Here is a 16,410-nt window from a genome sequence, read left to right on the forward strand (position 1 = left end):
CCCCCAACCAGCCCTCCCCAATCGCACCTGTGATCGGGGAGGCTGGATCCCTCATCAAGCGTTTAAGACGAGCCGGGGGACATCAAGACTCGTCTGCACCTCAGGCCCTTATCCCTTCCAATCGAGGATTCATGACCCTGCGAGGGGCGGTGGGGTTTTTCACTTCTACAGTTGGCTCTGCATCAACCTTGTCCGAAGTTTGTGGCTCTGGAGTGAGCGGCACCTGAACCTTCGGCTCAGTTTCGACCTTTACCTCGACCTTATGCTCTGGGGCAGGCGGCACCTGTACCTTCGGTTCAGCCTCGACCTTCACCTCGACCTTGTGCTCTGGGGGGGGCGGCGTCTGGACCTTCGGCTCTGCACCGACCGCTACCTCAGCCTTTTGCTCCCCCTTCGACTCGCTATTCACCTTGGGTTCAGTACCCACTCTCGTCTCTGCCGTCGACTGAGAAATGGTCTTTACTTCCGCCTCCGGCTGCGAATCCACCGTCACACGCGTCGACTGCTTCGGGGTGATGTCACGGATTGATACTGGCTGGTTCTCCCCCCACCCCTCCGAACTGATCCGCACGTTGACACCGGCCTCCACACGCACCCTGAACTGTTTGCCGTCCTGAGGTGTAACGCTCACTTGCGTACTGCCATCTGGCATGACCTGCACTTGGGCATCACTACCCGACGTACTCACCTGCGCTTCACTGCCAACTTTGCCCTGAACGCTCTTTCCGACAGTCTCCGCCGACGAACTATTACTAAAACCAGTGATTTTCATCTGCGCGCCGGCATTAACGTTACCCTTATTGCCGGTAGTCACGCTGGTCGATTTAGTATCGCCTGCCGCGTTGACTTCTGCGCCGGTGTTGCCATCAGGATTTACTTGAGCGTCCTCACCCACAGCGACTGTTACCGTTTTATTACTATTACCCGTAGCCTTTACTTGCGTGGAGGCATCCGCGTAAGCATTTACGTTACGGTCCTTAGCCGCGATGACCGATCTCGATGTATGATCACCAGCAGTCTTCACTTGCGTGGAGGCATCCGCATCAACATTTACTTTGCTGTCCTTAGTCGCAATGACCGTTCTCGATGTATTATCACCAGCAGTCTTCACTTGCGTGGAGGCATCCGCATCAGCATTTACCTTACTGTCCTTAGTCGCGATGACCGTTTTCAATGTATTATCACCAGCAGTCTTCACTTGCACGGAGCCATCAGCACCAACATTGACTTTAGCGCCCTTACCCGCAGTGACTGTCGAGTTATTATTGCCGCCAGCAGTCTTCACATCCGTGGAGCCATCTGCATTGGTACTCACATTCTTAATACCGGCGGAGACACGTTCACTGTTCTTGGCAAAAGGTAACGGCTCCCCTTTGGAATTCACCCCGCCCTCCACAGACACTTCAATACCACTCTCCGCCTTGGCTGCATGCGGTACTACTGTCGCGGCGTGAGAATTGAATCCCCTGCCGGACAACAGGCTGCGCATGGCTTTGAAGACCAGATCAAACATCTCAAATAATTTTTCCAGCGCATCAGAGTTAACGGAAATCTCCTTCGCCCCCGTTGCAGTCTGATTAACGTCTCGTGCAGCCCCTTTAATACCGCTATCCGTAGCAAGCGTGCTAGCGCGTTCAACATCTTTCACAGCACCGGTCGAACTTTGGCTCACCGACTGGAGTTCCGGAACAAAAACCTTAGGAGTGCCAAGCGATACATTGGACATCTTGTAACCTCATGATTAGTTATGTGCTGCCTCGAAGCATTTGAAAATCCGGACAGCAATTAATGTAAAACTGGAAACAATCATCATCTCGCAGTCCCTATTTTCGTGGACCGAAACGCAATCAAGTTCCAACAATCCGACCTCACAAAAGGCAAACAAAATTAAAAATCAGATTTCAGCCTATGGCTATTCAAGAAACCGCTCTAAATCCACTGCGCCAGCGAGTATTTCATGGACAAACAAGGTAACAACCAAGCCCAAATCTAAAATAATGAAACCATTTACTCCAGCAAGATTTCACACGTATGTTAATTGCGCACAAGCGCGTATCAAAAGTCAATAAAACTGTATTTTTCCTGAAAAATTAAGGTATCAATCAAATAACTGCATACATTCAGAACACGCTATCACCCTCGATAAACATTAATGCTGCCCCCCTGAAAATCCGGAACTTTCACTTAAACACCGCCAAAAAAAAGGGCGCCAAGGGCGCCCATTTATCGATGCGTTTGAAAACTTATTAAATATCAACGCTATTTTTCAGCGCCGTCACTCATTGACTGTCTACCGGCACCATACCGAGCAAACGGCTCACTTGGGCCAGCTCGGTTTCCCGACGCAGCGCCGTAAACAGCTCCACCGCTTCCGGATAGTTGCGCGTGAGCATCGCCAGCCACTGCTTCAATCGACCTGGCGCCTGTCGCTCGGTCAGTTGCGCCACCGACTGGGTCCAGAAGTCCTGGAGCAGGGGCTGCATCTGCGCCCAGGTCATTTCGACCACCTCCTCACCCGCCCGCGCCGCAGCGATCTGCCGCGCCAGGTCCGGGCGCGCCACCAGGCCCCGACCCAGCATGATGTCTTCGGCACCGGTGATTTCACGGCAACGCCTCCAGTCTTCGACACTCCAGATATCGCCATTGGCGAACACCGGCACCTTGACCACATCCTGCACACGCGGGATCCACTCCCAGTGCGCCGGTGGCTTGTAGCCGTCGGTCTTGGTACGCGCATGCACCACGATATGCGCCGCGCCGCCTTCGGCCAGGGCCGTAGCGCACACCAGGGCGCCGTCCGGGCTGTCGAAACCCAGGCGCATCTTGGCAGTCACCGGGATGTGCGCCGGCACAGCACGGCGCACGTGCTCGACGATCTGGTTGAGCAACTCCGGCTCCTTGAGCAGCACCGCACCGCCACGGGACTTGTTGACGGTCTTGGCCGGGCAGCCGAAGTTGAGGTCGATGACCTGCGAACCGAGCTCACACGCCAGCGCAGCGTTTTCCGCCAGGCACACCGGATCAGAGCCGAGCAATTGCACGCGCAGCGGCACACCGGCAGCGGTGTGGGCACCCTGCAGCAATTCCGGGGCGAGTTTGTGGAAATACGCCGGGGTGAGCAGGCGGTCGTTGACGCGGATGAACTCGGTCACGCACCAGTCGATACCACCGACACGGGTCAGCACGTCCCGCAGGATGTTGTCGACCAACCCCTCCATGGGCGCCAAAGCAATTTGCATGGAAAACACTCAACAAAAATCGTGGCGCAGTTTACTGGGTTTCCCACAGCAACCGTTAACCCCCTGTCAGGGCGGGGCCATAACCGTCGAGGAATTCGGCCGGCATGCGCTTGGGCTTGCCGGTGGACAGTTCAATGCAGACGAAGGTGGTTTGCGCACGTAGCAGGGTCGCGCCGTCACGGGGGCGGACCAGTTGGAAGCGCCGGGTCATCTTCAGGCGCTGGTCCCAGTCGACGATCCAGGTGGCCAGTTGCAGCTCGTCGCCTTCATAACCGGCGGCCAGGTAGTCGATCTCATGACGCACCACGGCCATCGCGCGGTCCAGGCGACGATATTCGGTCAGGTCCAGGCCCAGGCGCTGGGAGTGGCGCCAGGCGCAGCGCTCCAGCCAGGACACGTACACCGCGTTATTGGCGTGCCCCAGGCCGTCGATGTCTTCAGGCGCGACCTGCAGATCGATGATGAACGGCGTTGCCAAATCCCAGCCCATGCCTTGCTCCCAGTCGATTAATGTCGGCGGGGAGAGTGTATCAGGCGCTTTGCCGCTCCTGTAGACAACGGCCGGCCAGCAACGCCAGTACAGCGTCGATCACACGCGGATCGGCCAGGACTTTCTGGTGACCGCCCTGCTCCAGGCGTAGCAAGCGGCTGTCGAACCAGGCTTCGTGGATGGCTTGCGAGGCTTTGACCGGAACGAAGGTGTCGTCTTCGGCGTGCACGATCAGGCCGGGAATATTCATCTGGTAATGCGCCACGTCCAGGTGTTTGAGCGGCATTCCGAAAGTCAACTCGACCTCCTGGATAAACGCCGAACGCGCCCGCGCCGGCAAACCGACCATCCTGGTAAAGCCGCGCAGCACATCCAGAAAACGCGACGGCGCGGCGATACTCACCAATGCCTCGGTGCGCAGCCCCAACTGCACCGCCAGCATCGCACTGGCGCCGCCCATGGAATGGCCGATCACGGCGTGCAGCGGTGGCAACTCGGCGGCAGCTTCAAGCATGGCGCGGGCAAACAGCAGCACATGGGCTTCACGACCCGGCGAACGGCCATGGGCGGGGCCATCAAGGGCAATCACGGAATAACCGTTGTCGACCAATGCGCTGATCAAGCTGGCAAATTGGGTAGGACGCCCTTCCCAACCGTGCATCAGCAACACCGCCGGCCCCTGGCCCCAGCGCAACGCGGACAAGCCGAAACGCAGGGTGATGCGCTCCGATTGCGCCAGCAGCGGCAGTTCCCAGTCACGCGGCGGCAGCTCGCGGGGCGTCATGAAGGCACGACGCATGCGGTTGGCCACCGTTTGCGGCACCAGGTGGCCCAGCGTGCTGTTGAAGCGACGAACCCAGGTAAGCGTGCCCATCATGCAGCCCTCTTCTAGCGCACGGCCGACTTGGCGGCGCGCAGCACACGGTCAGACAACTCACCCGGCCCCAAGGCGCGGGCCAGGGCCAGGCCACCGATCATCAGCGCCATGTCAGCCAGGGCTTTGTCGGTGTCCTCGGGGCTGGCAGCCAACTGCGCAGCCATCAGCTCACAGTGCTCGTTCAACGCCTGGCGGAACTCATCCGGCAGGCGGCTCATCTCGCCGACCGTGGCGGGAATCGGGCAAGCCTGGGCAGTGGAGTCGCGGTGCTTGCGCGACAGGTAGAACGCCGCCACCAGGCTTCTGCGCTCCTCTCCGGTCAGCTGCGAGTCCATGTCATCAATCGACGCTCGACGCTTGGCCAGCAACTGGGTGAAGGCCTCCAGCATCAGCGCGTCCTTGCTTTCGAAGTGCGCGTAGAAACCACCGACGGTCAGCCCCGCCGCGCCCATCACTTCGCCCACACTCGGTTCAGCCGGGCCACGCTGGATCAGCGCGGCGCTGGCGGCCTGCAAAATGCGTTCGCGGGTTTGCGCTTTTTTATCGCTCATCATCGCCTCCGATGTTCATGGGTTGAATATTATTACCATAATAATATTTGGCAAGCGACGGGCATGACCGCTGGTCAGAAGAAAAGTAGGAAAGGAAAAAGAATTGGCCAAACGGCAGACAAACAAAAGGGCCATTCAATAATTGAATGACCCTTAAAAATCCCGCAGAGCGGGTAATCGTGGCGTCCCCTAGGGGACTCGAACCCCTGTTACCGCCGTGAAAGGGCGGTGTCCTAGGCCACTAGACGAAGGGGACACAAACCTTCTGTACACTGATCAGGCTGAGACTGATCGATCCAAGGACGGTGTGGCCGGAACCTTGGAACTGTAAATTGGTGGAGCTAAACGGGATCGAACCGTTGACCTCTTGCATGCCATGCAAGCGCTCTCCCAGCTGAGCTATAGCCCCGGATTTTTCGTCTCGCGACGCAGCAGATCTTTCGAACTGCTTGGTGAAACTGGCGTCCCCTAGGGGACTCGAACCCCTGTTACCGCCGTGAAAGGGCGGTGTCCTAGGCCACTAGACGAAGGGGACAAAACCTTCTGTACATCTGATCAGCGCTGAGAACTGATCGATTCAAGGACGGTGTGGCCAGACCTTGAACCTGTAAATTGGTGGAGCTAAACGGGATCGAACCGTTGACCTCTTGCATGCCATGCAAGCGCTCTCCCAGCTGAGCTATAGCCCCTCATCGGTGAGGACGGGGCGAATCTTAATGGCGGTTTGGAAACGTGTCAAATTTATTTTCAACAATTTCCAAAATTTTTTGCCGGGATAACAATCACTTACCAGCGAAACCCCGGAAAACCGGGGTTTCGCCGTTTCAACCGCGTGCTTAAGCGATAGCGCCCAGCAACTTTTCCCACTCTTTGTTTTCTTTCTTCGATACACCACCAAGCAAATCAAGGGCTTGGCGCAGACGGAAGCGGGTCAGGTCCGGGCCGAGGATTTCCATCGCATCAAGCACCGACACCGAACTGGCCTGCCCGGTGATCGCGGCAAACATCAGCGGCATGGCATCACGCAATTTCAATTCCAGGGATTCCACCACCGCCTGGATCGTCGCGGTGATCGCATCCTTCTCCCACTGGCGCAGGCTTTCGAGCTTCCACAGGATCAACTGCATCAGTTGGCGAACCTGGTCGCCCGAGAGTTTCTTGGATTCAAACAGCTTGGCATCCGGGTTCACGCCCCCGGCAAAGAAGAAGCTGGCCAACGGTGCGACCTGGCTGAACGTCTCCACCCTGCCCTGCACCAGCGGCGCGATCTTCATCATGTACTCGGGGTTCAACGCCCACTGCTGCACACGGCTGGCGAACTCTTCCACCTGCAGATCACGCAGCCACTGGCCGTTGAGCCACGACAGCTTCTCGATGTCGAAGATCGGCCCGCCCAGTGACACGCGGGACAGGTCGAAATTATCGACCATTTCCTGCAGCGAGAACTTCTCGCGCTCGTCCGGCATCGACCAGCCCATGCGGCCCAGGTAGTTGAGCATCGCTTCCGGCATGAAACCCATGCGCTCGTAGAAGGTCACCGAGGTCGGGTTCTTGCGCTTGGACAGCTTGCTCTTGTCCGGATTACGCAACAGCGGCATGTAGCACAGCTGCGGTTGTTCCCACCCGAAGTACTCGTACAGCAGGATCAGCTTCGGCGCCGACGGCAGCCATTCTTCGCCGCGCAATACGTGGGTGATGCCCATCAGGTGGTCATCGACCACGTTGGCCAGGAAGTACGTCGGCAGGCCGTCGGTCTTCATCAGCACCTGCATGTCCATGCGGTCCCACGGGATCTCGACGTCACCGCGCAGCATGTCCGGCACCACGCACACGCCTTCGCTCGGCACCTTCATGCGGATCACGTGAGGCTCGCCAGCGGCCAGGCGACGGGCCACTTCTTCTTTCGACAGCAGCAGCGCGCGGCCATCGTAGCGCGGGGTTTCGCCGCGGGCCTGTTGCTCGGCGCGCATCTGGTCCAGTTCTTCTGCGGTGCAGAAGCACGGGAACGCATGGCCCATGTCGACCAGTTGCTGGGTGTACTGCTTGTAGATATCGCTACGCTCGCTCTGGCGATACGGGCCATGCGGTCCGCCAACGTCCGGACCTTCCGCCCAGGTAATGCCCAGCCAGCGCAAGGCATCGAAAATCTGCTGTTCCGACTCACGGGTGGAGCGCAGTTGGTCGGTGTCTTCGATCCGCAGGATGAATTCACCGCCGTGCTGCTTGGCAAAGCAGTAGTTGAACAAGGCGATGTAAGCAGTGCCGACGTGGGGATCCCCAGTAGGCGATGGCGCGATGCGCGTGCGGACGGTGGTCATGGCAGGTCTCGAATGGGCGATAAAACTGAAAATTGAAACAAGGGGCGAATGGTAACAGCCTGGGGGATTTCTGGAAAACCGAGGCGCGGCTATCGGGGCAAGCCCCCTCCCACAGTCGATATGTGAACACCGTCAAATGTGGGAGGGGGCTTGCCCCCGATGAAACCACCACCAATCAGACGGCCAGCAAGCGCTCGCGCAACTTGCCAATCTCATCCCGCGTCTGCGCCGCCGCCTCGAACTCCAGGTCACGCGCCAGCTGGTACATCTTCTCTTCCAGTTGCCGAATCCGCTTGGTGATCTCACTCGGCGAGCGCAGTTCGTTCTCGTACTTGGCGCTCTCCTCGGCAGCCTTGGCCATGCCCTTGCGCTTCTTGCTGCGCGAGCCTGGCACGGTGGCGCCTTCCATGATGTCGGCGACGTCCTTGAACACGCCCTTGGGCGTGATGCCATTTTCCAGGTTGAACGCGATCTGCTTGTCGCGACGGCGCTGGGTCTCGCCAATCGCCCGCTCCATGGAACCGGTGATGCGGTCCGCGTACAGGATCGCCCGGCCATTGAGGTTACGCGCGGCACGGCCGATGGTCTGGATCAGCGAGCGCTCCGAACGCAGGAAGCCCTCCTTGTCCGCATCGAGGATCGCCACCAGCGACACTTCCGGCATGTCCAGGCCTTCGCGCAGCAGGTTGATCCCCACCAGCACATCGAAGGTGCCCAGGCGCAGGTCGCGGATGATTTCCACGCGTTCCACGGTGTCGATGTCCGAGTGCAGGTAGCGCACGCGCACGCCGTGGTCGGCCAGGTAGTCGGTCAAGTCTTCGGACATGCGCTTGGTCAGCGTGGTGACCAGCACCCGCTCATCCAGGGCCACGCGCTTGGTGATTTCCGACAGCAAGTCGTCGACCTGGGTCAACGCCGGGCGGATTTCGATTTCCGGATCGACCAGGCCGGTCGGCCGCACCAATTGCTCGATCACACGGCCGGCATGCTCGGCCTCATAGTTGCCCGGCGTGGCGGACACAAAAATAGTCTGCGGGCTGATGGCTTCCCACTCATCAAAGCGCATCGGCCGGTTATCCAGCGCCGACGGCAGGCGGAAACCGTATTCCACCAAGGTTTCCTTACGCGACCGGTCGCCCTTATACATCGCGCCGACCTGCGGCACGCTGACGTGGGATTCGTCGATCACCAGCAATGCATCCGGCGGCAGGTAATCGTAGAGCGTCGGCGGCGGCGCCCCGGACTCGCGCCCCGACAGGTAGCGCGAGTAGTTTTCGATGCCGTTGCAGTAGCCCAGCTCCAGGATCATCTCCAGGTCGAAACGGGTGCGCTGTTCCAGGCGCTGGGCTTCCACCAGCTTGTTGTTGGAACGCAGGTACTCCAGGCGCTCGGCCAACTCGGTCTTGATGCCTTCGATAGCGCCCATCAGGGTTTCACGCGGGGTCACGTAGTGGCTTTTCGGATAGAACGTGAAGCGCGGCAGCTTGCGGATCACCTCGCCGGTCAACGGGTCGAAGGCCGACAGGCTCTCGACCTCATCGTCGAACAGCTCGATGCGGATCGCTTCCAGGTCGGATTCGGCCGGGTAGATGTCGATCACATCGCCGCGCACCCGGAAGGTGGCGCGGGCAAAGTCCATGTCGTTGCGCGTGTATTGCAGGCTGGCCAGGCGACGCAACAGTTCGCGCTGGTCGAGTTTGTCGCCGCGGTCGACGTGCAGCACCATCTTCAAATAGGTTTCCGGGCTGCCCAAGCCGTAGATGCACGACACCGTGGTGACGATGATCGCGTCCTTGCGCTCCAGCAGCGCCTTGGTCGCCGACAATCGCATCTGCTCGATGTGGTCGTTGATCGACGCATCCTTCTCGATAAAGGTATCGGAGGACGGCACGTAGGCTTCGGGCTGGTAGTAGTCGTAGTAGGAAACGAAGTACTCCACCGCGTTGTTCGGGAAGAACGCCTTGAACTCACCATAGAGCTGCGCGGCCAGGGTCTTGTTTGGCGCCAGCACCAGGGTAGGACGATTGATCTGCGCGATCACGTTGGCGATGCTGAAGGTCTTGCCCGAACCGGTCACCCCGAGCAGCGTCTGGTGAGCCAGGCCGGCCTCGATGCCTTCGACCATCTGGCGAATGGCTTCCGGCTGATCGCCGGCGGGTTCAAAACGGGTGACGAGTTGGAAATCCGACATAACGTACCTCGTGAAGTCACCCCAGACTCGAAACCGCCAGGGACGAAATAGCTCGGCAACCCGCGAATGATCATCGCAGGTTGCAGGAAAAAACCATGATAGCTGTAGAAGTGGTGCCGAATGTGACGGGTTTCAAGACCATCGTCCTACGTGCCGTGCCGGATCAATGTTGCAATAAGACTAACGGTCAGCAAATAAACCGAAAAACTTGGCCGAAAAGCCATTTCGGCTGTCGCCCTCGGCGGTGATGGCCTCTATACTAGCTCCCCGTTTGTGCACCGCTCTAGTGCATTCGGCTGGAGCGCGACACGTCCCTCCTACCCCCCATAGAGCTGCCGCAAAAATGAGCCTGTTCTCCGCTGTCGAAATGGCACCACGCGACCCTATCCTGGGCCTCAACGAAGCATTCAACGCCGATACACGAACCACCAAGGTCAACCTTGGCGTGGGCGTTTACTGCAACGAGGAGGGGAAGATTCCACTCTTGCGTGCCGTTGCCGAAGCGGAAGCCATTCGCGTGGCGCAACACGCCGCCCGTGGCTACCTGCCGATCGATGGCATCGCAGCCTACGATAAGGCTGTGCAAACCCTGCTGTTCGGCGCTGAATCGCCACTGCTCAGCGCTGGCCGCGTCACCACCGTACAAGCGGTCGGCGGCACTGGCGCGCTGAAGCTGGGGGCTGACTTCCTCAAGCAACTGCTGCCCAACGCCGTCGTCGCCATCAGCGACCCGAGCTGGGAAAACCACCGCGCGCTGTTCGAAACCGCCGGCTTCCCGGTGCAGAACTACCGCTACTACGACGCCGCCACCCATGACGTGAACCGCGCCGGCCTGCTCGAAGACCTCAACGCCCTGCCGCCGCAATCCATCGTGGTGCTGCACGCCTGCTGCCACAACCCGACCGGCGTCGACCTGAGCCCGGCCGACTGGCAGAACGTGCTGGACGTGGTCAAGGCCAAGAACCTGGTGCCGTTCCTCGACATGGCCTACCAGGGCTTTGGCGACGGCATCCACGAAGACGCCGCCGCTGTGCGCCTGTTCGCTGAATCGGGCCTGACCTTCTTTGTGTCCAGCTCGTTCTCCAAGTCGTTCTCCCTGTACGGCGAACGCGTGGGCGCACTGTCCGTCGTCGGCGAGTCCAAGGAAGAAAGCGCGCGCATCCTGTCCCAGGTCAAGCGTGTGATCCGCACCAACTACTCCAACCCGCCAACCCACGGTGCGGCCATCGTGGCAGCGGTGCTGAACAGCCCTGAGCTGCGCGCCCAGTGGGAAACCGAACTGGCTGAAATGCGCCTGCGCATCCGTGGCATGCGTGAGCAGATGGTCGCCACCCTGGCCAAGGCTGCTCCGGAGCACGACTTCAGCTTCGTCGGCCGCCAGCGCGGGATGTTCTCCTACTCCGGCCTGACCGTTGAGCAAGTTACCCGCCTGCGCAGCGAATTCGGCATCTACGCACTGGATACCGGGCGTATCTGTGTGGCGGCGTTGAACCAGTCGAACATTGATACAGTCACAAAGGCAATCGTTCAGGTGCTGTAAACCTGTAGCCGTTGCACCAGAAGGGGAAGCCGATGGCTTCCCCTTTTTCGTCTCCAGCCCCTAGACTGAACCTCGACCGCCCCTTTGCTGTGAGTACCTTATGAGAAACGACGACCTGGACCTGCGTGCCGACCGCGACGAGCTGGACCACTTCCCCCCGCGTGCACCGCAAGCAAAGCGCCAGAAGAGCCTGGTACTGCAAGTGGCGCTCGGTGTATTCCTTGGCGGCCTGGCACTGTGGCTGGTGCAGTTGGGCGCAACTGCAGTCATGGCAAAACTGGCCATGGGCACCCTGCAATTCGGCGGCTGATACCCATCACAATCTAGGAAGCAACCAGATCGCGTTCCTCCAACAGCTTTACAAAGCTGTTGAGGCTCTGCGACACCGTCCCGCGCCGCCAGATCAGCCAGGTATTCAAAATCCGGAAGTTATCCGTCAGCGGCCACACGCTCACCGCCGCCGACCCCGGCATGCTCTCCAGCATGCTGCGCGGCATCAGCGCCAGCCCGGCGCCGGCACTGACGCAGGCGAGCATGCCGTGGTACGACTCAATCTCGAAGATCTTGCCCGGCACCGCGCCATCCTGTGAAAACCAGCGCTCAAAGTGGTGCCGATACGAGCAGTTGGAGCGGAAGGTGTAGATGTTCTCGCCATTCACATCCTGCCCCCGGGTGATCGGCGCGTGTTGCAGCGGCGCGATCACTACCATCTCTTCCTCGAATACCGCCACGCCTTCCAAGGTGGCATGCAGCACCGGCCCGTCGACAAACGCCGCCGCCAACCGCCCCGACAACACGCCTTCGATCATCGTGCCCGACGGCCCGGTGCTCAGGTCCAGCTCGACCTTGGTGTGTTTCTGGTTGTACGCCGCGAGCAACGCCGGGATACGCACCGCCGCCGTGCTCTCCAGCGAACCGAGGGCAAACGCACCCTGGGGCTCCTCCCCCGCCACTGTCGCACGGGCCTCCTGCACCAGGTCGAGGATGCGCCGCGCATAACCGAGGAAATTCCAGCCCGCCGGCGATAGACGCAAGCGGCTTTTCTCGCGGATAAACAATTCCACGCCCAGGTCTTGCTCCAGTTGCTTGATGCGCGTGGTCAGGTTCGACGGCACGCGGTGAATCAACTGCGCGGCGGCGCTGATGCTGCCTTGCTCGGCAACGGCCTTGAAGATTTCCAGCTGCACCAGGTCCAAGTCATTCTCCAATCGTGAATGTATTGCTTAATATTATTCAGTTTCCAGAAAATATATACCCCCGTAGGCTGAACCCAACCTCATCATTCAGCAGGACGGTGCCATGAACGCGACTACCCACGCCCTCTCGATCAACCCGGCCAACGGCGAAACGGTCGGCAGCTACCCGTATGAAACCGCGCAGCAACTGGACGCCGCCCTCGAGCGCGCCACCCTCGCCTTCCGCACCTGGCGCCGCCAGCCGGTCAGCCAGCGCGCCGAGTTGCTGCTGAGCCTGGCCAGCGCCCTGCGCGAACAAGCCGAAGATATGGCGCAGATGATCACCCTGGAAATGGGCAAACCCATCGCCCAGGCCCGTGCCGAAATCGAAAAATGCGCGCAGCTCAGCGAGTGGTATGCCGCCCACGGCCCGACCATGCTCGCCCCGGAACCGACGCAGGTGGACAACGGCAGCGCCCAGATCGAATACCGCCCACTGGGTCCGATCTTCGCGGTGATGCCGTGGAACTTCCCGGTGTGGCAAGTGCTGCGCGGCGCCGTGCCGACCATGCTGGCCGGCAACACCTACGTGCTCAAACACGCACCCAACGTGATGGGCAGCGCTTACCTCATCCAGCAGGCGTTCCACACCGCCGGTTTTGCCAAAGGCCTGTTTGAAGTGGTCAACGTGACCAACGACGGCGTCTCCCAAGCCATCGCCGACCCACGCATCGCCGCCGTCACCCTCACCGGCAGCGTGCGCGCCGGTATCGCCATCGGCTCCCAGGCCGGTGCCGCATTGAAAAAATGCGTGCTGGAACTGGGCGGCTCCGACCCGTTCATCGTGCTCAACGACGCCGACCTCGATGCCGCCGTACAAGCCGCCCTGATCGGCCGCTTCCAGAACAGCGGCCAGGTCTGCGCCGCCGCCAAGCGCCTGATCATCGAAAAAGGTGTGGTGCAAGCCTTCACCGCCAGATTCCTCGAAGCCAGCCGCGCCCTGGTGATGGGCGACCCGACTTCAGCCGCCACCTACATCGGCCCGATGGCCCGCTTCGACCTGCGCGACGAGCTGCATGGCCAGGTCCAGGCGACTCTGGAAGAAGGTGCCACCCTGCTGCTGGGCGGCCATAAAATACCCGGCGCCGGCAATTACTATGCGCCGACCGTACTGGCCAACGTCACCGACCAGATGACCTCGTTCAAACAGGAACTGTTCGGCCCCGTGGCCTCGATCATCACCGCCCGCGACGCCGACCACGCCGTGGCCCTGGCGAATGACAGCGAGTTCGGCCTTACCGCGAGCATCTTCACCAGCGACCCGGCGAAGGCGCGGGACATCGCCAATCAGCTGGAAACCGGCGGCATCTTCGTCAATGCCTTCAGCGTCTCCGACCCTCGGGTGGCGTTTGGCGGGATCAAGAAAAGCGGGTTCGGCCGCGAGTTGTCGCACTTCGGTGTCCGCGAGTTCTGCAACGCGCAGACCGTGTGGCTGGATCGCACATAAATCAGAGCAGCGCCTGACCTGTGGCTCACCACAGGCATGCGGTGGCCTGAAATTGTTTATGCACGAATATGCCGCCGCACACACTGCACCAACCCCTCCAGCGCCTGCGACTTCACTGGCGCGAGCACACAGACCGTGTGTTCGCGCTGGTCCTCCTTCACCGTCAGGGTGTAATGCACCTGGCCCGGGTTACCGGGCGCGGGTTCACTGCTTTGCGGCAGTTGAAAGAAGTCGCACGCCTCGACCAACTGCCGCAACTCCTGCTGGTCCTGCTCGGGCAGGCTGTCCAGCTCAACCGTACGCGGCTTGGCCAGGCCCGGAAAAAAAGCAGGCCCGCCGTTTTCCTTCAGCGAAATTTGCATGGTTGCTCCTCACGTCAGACTGAAATACCGACCGCCTTCCAGCCCTCCTTGACCGCCTTCTGCTCATCCTTGTTCGCGCCGTAGAGGCGACCGGCAACATCGTAGGTAATGCGTGCAAAGCGCAAAAACCCTGAGTTCGGCCGCAACCGCGCATCACGCAACGCGTCGTACCAGATGCGCCCGGCACGTTCCCAGGCAAACCCGCCGATTTTCGTCGCCACCTGGTAAAACGCATGGTTGGGAATACCGGAATTGATATGCACCCCGCCATTGTCCTCGTAGGTCTGCACAAAATCATCCATGTGCCCGGGCTGAGGGTCCTTGCCCAGCAGCTTGTCGTCAAACGCGGTGCCGGGGGCTTTCATCGAGCGCAGCGCGGTGCCTTTGATCTTCTTGGTAAACAACCCTTTGCCGATCAGCCAATCGGCGTCCTCGGCCTTTTGTTTCAACGAATATTGCTTGATCAACGAACCGAACACGTCCGACAGCGACTCGTTCAACGCGCCGGACTGATTGAAATACATCAGCTTGGCCTCATCCTCGGTCACACCGTGGGCCAGCTCATGGCCAATCACGTCGAGGGCGACCGTGAAGCGGTTGAACAGCTCGCCGTCCCCATCCCCGAACACCATCTGGGTCGAGTTCCAGAACGCATTGTTGTAGTTCTGGCCAAAGTGCACGGTAGCGTCCAGGGCCATGCCGGCATCGTCGATGGAGTTGCGGTCAAAGACCTGATCGAAAAAGTCGAAGGTGGCACCCAGCCCATCATAGGCCTCGTCCACCGCCGCGTCGCCACTGACGGGCTGGCCTTCGCCACGGATGAGTTTGCCCGGCAGGCTGTCGCTGCCCTCGGCGCTGTAGATCGAGCGTCGTTTGTCGGCGCCCATGGCCAGCGCCAGGTGCGCCGGGCCCTTGGCGGGCACCGCGACCATGCGCAGCGAGCGGAAGGTGCTGTCCTTGGCGCGGGTACGCAGCGCGACATCCCGTTGCGCTTTGTCACCGTTACGCGCGATCTGGTCGAGCATATAGGGCGGGATCAGGCAGAAAATCGGGTTACGGTAATGGCGATCACACATGGGCTGGCTCCTTGTTGGCGTGTGCTGAACGTCCGGGTGACCGTTTGAGGATAGCCCCCAGGGGTTAGTGCGTATGATCAATTGTCATTAATCTATGTTGCAGTCGTGTTTATCCAAGGAGGACTGACCGATGCCCGCACGTAAAGCCAAAATCGACCTTGCCTACCGCCCCCGGCTTGCCGACCTGCGCCCATTGATCGCGCCGAGCCCCACGCTGCTGGAGGCACGCGCAGCGACACCCCGCGTCACGCCGGCCAAAGACTTGAAGGACCGGCGTGGCTACGCGGAGGACTTTCTCGGCAGCTTCGGGGTGCCCTGGCCCACGCTGGAAGAAGCGTTGGCGAGCGATGCCCAGAAGCGCCTGGACTACACGCACTTCTCCATAACGATGTCACGCGCCAAGCGCCTCGCGCTGTATGTGGGCGTCAACATCGACGGCGGCCAGCATGTGGACATCATCCGCAGCAACGACACCTGGGCCTACGATGGCCGCCTGCCGGTCGACGCCCAAGTCGGCGAAGCGCTCTACGCCGGCAATGGCCTGGACCGCGGCCACCTGGTGCGCCGCCAGGACCCCAATTGGGGCGACGTGGCGCAAACCGCCAACCTCGACACTTTCCACTTCACCAACTGCTCGCCGCAGATGAGCGGGTTCAACCAGAAGACCTGGCTGGAACTCGAAGACTACATCCTCGACAACACCCAACGCTGGAAAGCCCGGGCCACGGTGTTCAGCGGCCCGGTGTTCGCTGACGACGACCGCATTTACCGGGGCGTGCAGATCCCCAAGGCGTTCTGGAAGGTGGTCGCCTACCTGAGCGATGACGGCAAGCCTTCGGCCAGCGCCTACATGATCGATCAGAGCCGCGAACTGGGCCAATTGGAGCTGGTGTTCGGCCAGCTGCGCACCTACCAGCGCAGCGTGATCCAGATCGAGCGCCTGACCGGCATCCACTTCGGCAACCTGGCCAACTACGACGGCTTCAGCAACGAAGAACGCGCCACCGGCACGCGCATCGAAGCGCTGATCCAGGGGCCCGAGGACATTCGTCTCTGACCGGGCACGCCGTGGGCTATGTCGCCC

General features: G+C 60.4%; 14 protein-coding genes and 4 tRNA genes. 4 read left to right on the forward strand and 14 right to left on the reverse strand.

The features are described 5' to 3' along the window. Positions 1–100: 100 nt before the first annotated feature. The 11 genes from BM026_RS09420 to uvrB all read right to left on the reverse strand — a co-directional run bounded on the left by BM026_RS09420 (position 101) and on the right by uvrB (position 9,666). Positions 101–1,726 (reverse strand): hypothetical protein, encoded by a 1,626-nt coding sequence (locus BM026_RS09420; protein ID WP_093528239.1) that lies wholly within the window; start codon positions 1,724–1,726, stop codon positions 101–103. 553 nt (positions 1,727–2,279) lie between these two features. Beyond that, the gene (locus tag BM026_RS09425; protein ID WP_093528242.1) at positions 2,280–3,239 is read right to left on the reverse strand and encodes a tRNA dihydrouridine synthase; all 960 of its coding nucleotides are present in this window, start codon (positions 3,237–3,239) and stop codon (positions 2,280–2,282) included. A gap of 55 nt (positions 3,240–3,294) precedes the next feature. Continuing rightward, the gene (locus tag BM026_RS09430) at positions 3,295–3,729 is read right to left on the reverse strand and encodes an acyl-CoA thioesterase (RefSeq protein ID WP_033901813.1); all 435 of its coding nucleotides are present in this window, start codon (positions 3,727–3,729) and stop codon (positions 3,295–3,297) included. Between the two features lie 40 nt (positions 3,730–3,769). After that, on the reverse strand, positions 3,770–4,603 hold the full coding sequence (locus BM026_RS09435) for an alpha/beta hydrolase (protein ID WP_092250500.1): 834 nt from the start codon (positions 4,601–4,603) through the stop codon (positions 3,770–3,772). Positions 4,604–4,617: 14 nt separating this feature from the next. After that, positions 4,618–5,157, reverse strand: coding sequence for a TetR/AcrR family transcriptional regulator (locus BM026_RS09440; protein ID WP_058426896.1), 540 nt, complete (start codon positions 5,155–5,157; stop codon positions 4,618–4,620). A gap of 180 nt (positions 5,158–5,337) precedes the next feature. Next, positions 5,338–5,413: transfer RNA gene (locus BM026_RS09445), tRNA-Glu, on the reverse strand. Between the two features lie 77 nt (positions 5,414–5,490). Then, positions 5,491–5,566, reverse strand: a tRNA-Ala gene (locus BM026_RS09450). 50 nt (positions 5,567–5,616) lie between these two features. Continuing rightward, positions 5,617–5,692, reverse strand: a tRNA-Glu gene (locus BM026_RS09455). 78 nt (positions 5,693–5,770) lie between these two features. Continuing rightward, a tRNA-Ala gene (locus tag BM026_RS09460) sits at positions 5,771–5,846 on the reverse strand. A gap of 147 nt (positions 5,847–5,993) precedes the next feature. Continuing rightward, the gene (gene gltX, locus BM026_RS09465; RefSeq protein ID WP_093528245.1) at positions 5,994–7,475 is read right to left on the reverse strand and encodes a glutamate--tRNA ligase; all 1,482 of its coding nucleotides are present in this window, start codon (positions 7,473–7,475) and stop codon (positions 5,994–5,996) included. 175 nt (positions 7,476–7,650) lie between these two features. Continuing rightward, entirely contained in the window at positions 7,651–9,666 is a 2,016-nt protein-coding gene (uvrB, locus tag BM026_RS09470) for an excinuclease ABC subunit UvrB (RefSeq protein ID WP_071490114.1), read from the reverse strand. A gap of 343 nt (positions 9,667–10,009) precedes the next feature. On the opposite strand from uvrB, the gene BM026_RS09475 reads away from it, so the two are divergent. Together BM026_RS09475 and BM026_RS09480 are read left to right on the forward strand one after the other, a co-directional pair. Continuing rightward, on the forward strand, positions 10,010–11,206 hold the full coding sequence (locus BM026_RS09475) for an amino acid aminotransferase (protein WP_093528248.1): 1,197 nt from the start codon (positions 10,010–10,012) through the stop codon (positions 11,204–11,206). Between the two features lie 100 nt (positions 11,207–11,306). Beyond that, positions 11,307–11,516, forward strand: coding sequence for a hypothetical protein (locus tag BM026_RS09480; protein WP_093124704.1), 210 nt, complete (start codon positions 11,307–11,309; stop codon positions 11,514–11,516). A 13-nt stretch (positions 11,517–11,529) separates the two neighbouring features. On the opposite strand, the gene BM026_RS09485 is transcribed toward BM026_RS09480, so the two are convergent. Then, positions 11,530–12,402: a putrescine utilization regulator PtrR gene (locus BM026_RS09485; protein ID WP_092250317.1), complete on the reverse strand. Its 873-nt coding sequence runs from the start codon at positions 12,400–12,402 to the stop codon at positions 11,530–11,532. 103 nt (positions 12,403–12,505) lie between these two features. Between BM026_RS09485 and BM026_RS09490 the strand changes: the two genes are divergently transcribed. Beyond that, the gene (locus BM026_RS09490) at positions 12,506–13,888 is read left to right on the forward strand and encodes an aldehyde dehydrogenase family protein (protein ID WP_093513102.1); all 1,383 of its coding nucleotides are present in this window, start codon (positions 12,506–12,508) and stop codon (positions 13,886–13,888) included. Positions 13,889–13,944: 56 nt separating this feature from the next. Here the strand turns inward: BM026_RS09490 and BM026_RS09495 are convergent, their stop codons facing one another. Continuing rightward, entirely contained in the window at positions 13,945–14,250 is a 306-nt protein-coding gene (locus BM026_RS09495; protein WP_071490119.1) for a protealysin inhibitor emfourin, read from the reverse strand. Between the two features lie 14 nt (positions 14,251–14,264). Next, positions 14,265–15,326 carry a M4 family metallopeptidase gene (locus BM026_RS09500; protein ID WP_071490120.1) on the reverse strand — a complete coding sequence of 354 codons (1,062 nt, stop codon included), beginning with the start codon at positions 15,324–15,326 and terminating at the stop codon, positions 14,265–14,267. Between the two features lie 130 nt (positions 15,327–15,456). On the opposite strand from BM026_RS09500, the gene BM026_RS09505 reads away from it, so the two are divergent. Then, positions 15,457–16,383, forward strand: coding sequence for a DNA/RNA non-specific endonuclease (locus tag BM026_RS09505; RefSeq protein WP_093528251.1), 927 nt, complete (start codon positions 15,457–15,459; stop codon positions 16,381–16,383). The last annotated feature ends 27 nt before the right edge of the window (positions 16,384–16,410 follow it).

The organism is Pseudomonas sp. NFPP24, assembly GCF_900112095.1.
GTDB classification, from domain to species: Bacteria; Pseudomonadota; Gammaproteobacteria; order Pseudomonadales; family Pseudomonadaceae; genus Aquipseudomonas; species Aquipseudomonas extremorientalis.